At 70.9% G+C, this 5,012-nt stretch carries 5 protein-coding genes and 1 pseudogene; 3 read left to right on the top strand and 3 right to left on the bottom strand.

Going from position 1 to position 5,012, the window contains the following annotated elements; genetic code table 11:
* A pseudogene (locus ABT085_RS43575) lies at positions 1-691 on the bottom strand (RNA-guided endonuclease InsQ/TnpB family protein); the annotation flags it as partial.
* A gap of 190 nt (positions 692-881) precedes the next feature.
* Here ABT085_RS43575 and ABT085_RS43570 point away from each other — a divergent pair.
* Positions 882-1,604: an SMI1/KNR4 family protein gene (locus ABT085_RS43570; protein WP_351621928.1), complete on the top strand. Its 723-nt coding sequence runs from the start codon at positions 882-884 to the stop codon at positions 1,602-1,604.
* A gap of 116 nt (positions 1,605-1,720) precedes the next feature.
* Positions 1,721-2,113, top strand: coding sequence for a hypothetical protein (locus ABT085_RS43565; protein ID WP_351621925.1), 393 nt, complete (start codon positions 1,721-1,723; stop codon positions 2,111-2,113).
* Here the strand turns inward: ABT085_RS43565 and ABT085_RS43560 are convergent, their stop codons facing one another.
* Together ABT085_RS43560 and ABT085_RS43555 are read right to left on the bottom strand one after the other, a co-directional pair.
* The gene (locus tag ABT085_RS43560) at positions 2,114-2,863 is read right to left on the bottom strand and encodes an SDR family oxidoreductase (RefSeq protein ID WP_351621922.1); all 750 of its coding nucleotides are present in this window, start codon (positions 2,861-2,863) and stop codon (positions 2,114-2,116) included.
* Positions 2,864-3,028: 165 nt separating this feature from the next.
* Positions 3,029-3,934, bottom strand: coding sequence for an AraC family transcriptional regulator (locus ABT085_RS43555; protein ID WP_351621919.1), 906 nt, complete (start codon positions 3,932-3,934; stop codon positions 3,029-3,031).
* A gap of 218 nt (positions 3,935-4,152) precedes the next feature.
* Here ABT085_RS43555 and ABT085_RS43550 point away from each other — a divergent pair, with 218 nt between their 5' ends.
* The gene (locus ABT085_RS43550) at positions 4,153-4,941 is read left to right on the top strand and encodes a YwqG family protein (protein ID WP_351621917.1); all 789 of its coding nucleotides are present in this window, start codon (positions 4,153-4,155) and stop codon (positions 4,939-4,941) included.
* The last annotated feature ends 71 nt before the right edge of the window (positions 4,942-5,012 follow it).

The following is a 5,012-nucleotide window of genomic DNA, read 5'->3' as shown; positions in this document are numbered from 1 at the left end:
AGCTCCCTCTGGGCCCTCTTGAGTTTCTTCTCCGCCCGGCGCAAGAACCTGGGAGAGTCGATTTTCTCGCCGGTGGACAGGACGGCGAAGTGCGTGAGGCCGAGATCGATGCCGATGGTGCGGTCGGTGTCGGGCATCCGTGCGGAGTCTTCGGCGGGGTCGGTGTCGATGACGAAGGACGCGAAGAATCTGCCTGCCGCGTCCTTGATCACGGTGACCGACAACGGTGTGGAGGGCAGGGTGCGCGACCACTTCACCTTCACCGCACCGATCTTCGGCAGGTTCAGACGGCCACCGTCGGTGATCTTCCAGCGGGCGTCGGCGGTGAAGCGGATCGACTGCCGGGCGTCCTTGCGGGACTTCAAATGGGGCGAGCCCAGCTTCGGTCCCTTGCGGGTGCCCTTGAGGGAGGTGAAGAAGTTGCGGTAGGCGGCCTCGGCGTCGCGCAGGGACTGCTGGAGCACCACCGCGCAGACCTCGCCCAGCCAGGACCGTTCCTTCGTCCGCTTTGCCTCGGTGATCAGCTGTCGGGACACTGTCCGGCCGTCGGGAACGGCAGCCCGGCCCTGCGTGCGTCCTCACGGGCACGGATCGCGTCGTTGAACACGACCGGGGCGCACCCGAACGCCCTGGCCAGCGCGGCCTGCTGAGCGGCGTCGGGGTACAGCCTGAAGGCGTACCGGAGCTGCATGACGATCACACTAGGCATATCGAACCCGTGCCGTCACCGGGAACACACAAGCGATCCGTCACCGTCACCGAGCACAGTCCGGCTCCGCCGGAACACCACCGCGACGCTCCGCGTCGCCACCACAGGATTCGCTTCACCCCCGGCCTGAAGTCCGGAGCACTGCGAATGAATCCCGGTAGCGTTCCTTGCCGTGTCGGACAACTTCGATGTGGCGGTCGCACTGAGCGGTGGTGCGATCGGCCCCCTGCGCGCCTGGGAGTTCGTGCGCCGGTTCGCCGCGGAGTGGACAGGTGTCCCGCTACGGCCGGGAGACGGCTTCACGCAATCCGAACTGGATTACGTGGAGGCAGAGTTGGGCTTCGATCTGCCGGCGGTCCTGCGCCAGGGCTACGCGTTGTTCGGGCGGCGCGACGACCTGACCAGCACGCAGGACCCGTTGCTGCCCGTGACCGGTCTCTACGTCGACGACGCTCCCGGCGGGATCCTGGTCTTCCGTCTCGAGAACCAGGACTGCGCCGCGTGGGGCATCCCGCTCGACCGGATCGAGCAGGACGACCCGCCCGTCCTGGTGGAGTCCCACGACGGGTGGATCCCGTTCCTGGACCGCATGTCGACGGCCTGGGTGGAGCTGGTGCTCAGCGAGTCCCTGCTGGCGCCCGGGACGCTCTACGACGCCTGCGAACTGCCCGAGGCGCTCCTGCCGAACCTGTACGACCGCTACACCAGGGTGCCGCTGCCCGACCATCCGATGTGGGTCGGCCCGCAGGACTCACCCCTGCGCTGGTACTCCGCGCCCGGCCGGCTGATCCGCCGCGACGGAGACCTCGACCTGTGCTGGATCCACGCGCGCGGCCGCACGGCCGACGACCTGGAGACCCTGCGCAGGGACCTGCCCGCCTCCTGGGTGAATTGACGCCACGTCAGTGGCGGGGGATGTCCCGGTGAGGCGGTCCGGAGCGGGCAAATCCGTTGGAGGGATCGTCCGAGGCCGTGGCAGCATGGCCGGCATGACGACGACCCGAAAGGTCCATGCCGCGTAGCCGGCCGGGACACCTGCGGACCGCCCTTCCCCCGCGGCGCCGCACGACAGCTGCGGGACCGGTCATCGACGGCCTGTCCCGACGGACGCTCTCCGAGATCGACTGCCTCGAACGCACCCGGAACTATCTTCAACCCGGTGACACCGGCCGGGCCGTACGGCTGTGGAAGGAGTATGTCCACCGTAGCGAGCGGCAGTTGTGGCACGACGCCGAGTGGGGCTACCCGCACGGGGACTGCTGCGGCGATCCCCTCGACGCACGCGCGCTGCTCGACGTCGTGGTGCGGGCCCTGTCCGTCCGCGGCGCCCGCGAGCTGCGGGCGGTCATCGCGCGTCACGACGCGGTCTGGAACACGCCCACTCCCTCGTACGACGCCGAATGATCACTTGGCCTCGGCGAGCCGGACGGCGTCCGGGCCGGCCGGGAAGTGCAGCCGGCCGGTGGTGTCGTGCGCCGCCTGCCAGACGGCCTCGGCGACGTCGCGCTCGTGGGTGTACAGGTCCTGGCTCATGAAGCCGTCCAGGGCCTTCTTCGCGAACGCCGCGTACGGCGGCGGGACCAGGTCGTCCAGCGACCTGCCGTCCGTCGCCCGCTCGCCGAAGTTCGTCGTCAGGCAGGCGCCCGGCTGGACCGTCTTCGCCTGTACGCCCAGGGGCGCGAGTTCGAGCGCGAGGGACGAGGTGAAGCCCTCGACGGCCGCCTTGCTCGCCTTGTAGACGGCCGAGAGCGGCATATGGCCCAGCACCACGCTGGAGGTCACGTTGACCACCACGCCACTGCCGCGCTCGCGGAAGCCGGGGAGCACCGCCTGGGTCATCGCCAGCACGCCGAAGGTGTTGGTCTCGAAGACCTCGCGTACGCGGGCCATGGGGGTGTCCTCGAACACGCCGATCGAGGGGATGCCCGCGTTGTTGACCAGGACGTCGATCGGCCCGGCGGCGTCGAGCGCGGCGGTGATGCTCTCGGGCCTGGTCACGTCGAGCGCGATGACGCGCAGCCGGTCCGACTCGGGCAGGAGGTCCGCCCGCGGGGTGCGCATCGTGGCGACCACGTTCCAGCCCTGTGCGTGGAAGTGGCGGGCGGTCTCGCGTCCGTATCCGGAGGAGGTGCCGGTGATCAGGACGGTCTTCATGCTGGTCTCCTGGGCGATGCGATGGGATGGATGGGATGCGCGGAGACAGGCACTTTCCTGCTCCGCGTAAGAACTTCTGAACCCATTGAATCGCTCTGAACTGGGCAAACGATAGAACGATCCTCGCTGTCGCTTGCACAATCCTCCCACGCGCTGCGGTCCGGCTCAGGGCAGCACGCCCGCGGGGGCGGGTGCCGTGTCGCGCAGCCGGGCCGCGTCCCGGCTCGGCGGCGCGCCGAACCGGCGGCGGTACTCGCGGCTGAACTGCGACGGGTTGTCGTAGCCGACCCGCCGGCCCACGCCGGTGACGTCGCCCGGGTGCGTGGCGAGCAGCAGCCGGGCCTCCTGCAGCCGGATCTGCTTCTGGAACTGGATCGGGCTCATCGCGGTCACCGCCTGGAAGTTGCGGTAGAAGGCGGAGACGCTCATGCCCGACAGCCGTGCCACGTCCTCGACCCGGAAGGGTTCGGCGTAGTGCTCGCGGATCCAGCGTGCGGCCCGGGAGACATGGCTGAGGCCGCTGTCGGCGAGGCCGAGCTGGCGTACCGTCGCGCCCTGCTCGCCGGTGATCAGGCGCCACAGGATCTCGCGCTTGACCAACGGGGCCAGTACGGGCCGGTCGCGGGGCTCGTCGAGCAGGCGCAGCAGCCGCACGACCGCGTCGAGCAGCGCGGGCGGGGCGTCGCCCACGGCGATGCCCGACGGCGTTCCCTCCCTCGTGCGCGAGGTGTCCGCGGGCCCGGCCCGGAGGAGGAGTTCGGCGACGGCGGACGGCTCCAGCGTCAGCCCGAAGCCGAGGGCCGGCTGCTCGGGTTCGGCCTGGGTGAACTGTCCGGTGACGGGCAGGTCGACGGACGCGACCAGGTACTGGCCGGGGCCGTAGGCGTAGACCCGCTCGCCCAGTGCGAGGCGTTTGGCGCCCTGGGCGATGACCGCCAGCACGGTGCCGGACATCGACGGCACCGGCGGATCCGCCGAGTCGACCTTCGAGATCAGGACTCCGTCGATGGCGGTGCTCCAGTCGGGGCGGGCGTGCCGGGCCAGCAGCGCGCGGAGTTCGTCGAGGCACATGCGTCCATTGCAGCACTGTCGCGGGGCGCTCCCGCCGGGCCGGGGCAAGTCGGCGCAGTACCGCCCGGGATGCCCACGCCGGGCGGGGGCCGCCCGAGGCCCCGCGCACCGCTCCCCCGCCCCGGCCCGGACGACGGGCCCGCTGTCGGCGGACCCGGTCGATGTCACAGGTCCCGGATACGCTGCGCACGCTCGACCGCCACGGACCGGAAGGCACGATGTCGCACACACCCAGGCCGTCGACCGAGGCGATCGTCGCCGCGGTTCCCGAACTCGCCCGCTACGCCCGCCCCGCCGTCGTACTGCATCCCCGACGGGGAACACCCGGCCCTGAACACAGCTCCGTCGGCGGTCCGTTGCTGTGGCCGGCCGACGAGCCATGGCCCGAGTGTTCCCTGCCCGACGTGGGCAGCGAGACCGGCGTGCCCGCCACCGCCATGGTGCCGGTCGCCCAGATCTTCCGGCACGACGCGCCGGGCCCGTGGTGGCCGGACGGTATCGACCTCCTGCAGGTCCTCTGGTGCCCCAACGAGCACTGGGACCCCCCGGCGCGGCAGGCGGACTGCGCTCCGGTGGTCGAGGTCCGATGGCGCCGGTCCGCGGACGTGACCAGCCGGTCGACGGATCTCCCCGCGCCCTCGCGGTACGACGAGGAGGGATACCTGCCCCAGGCGTGTCTCCTCGACGCCGAGCACCTGACCGACTTCCCGTTCCGTGAGGAACTACCGGTGGAACTCCAGCCACGGCTGGAGGAGCTGGTCCGCGAGACCGGCGACGGCGGTGACGTCATCACCCGCGTCGCCGGCTGGAAGCTGGGCGGCTGGCCGACCTGGCATCTGACGTACCCCATGTCGTTCTCCTGCGAGGAGTGCGGCACGACGATGACGCTGCTGTTCACCGCCGCCAGCGACGCCGAGACCGAAGTGGTCGTCGGCCGGTACGGGGACCTGCGCGTCTTCGTCTGCCCCGCCGACCACCGTCACGCCTTCCGGGTGGACCTGCACTGACCTCGTGGTCGCGGCATGCCCGCAGGTACGGGCGGAGCCGCCGTCGCCGGCCGGGCACGTCTCCGGCCGGC

The organism is Streptomyces sp. NPDC002265, assembly GCF_040296125.1.
Lineage (GTDB): Bacteria > Actinomycetota > Actinomycetes > Streptomycetales > Streptomycetaceae > Streptomyces.
The sequence above is the reverse complement of the archived record's forward strand: the minus strand, read 5'-3'. Positions and strand labels throughout refer to the sequence as shown.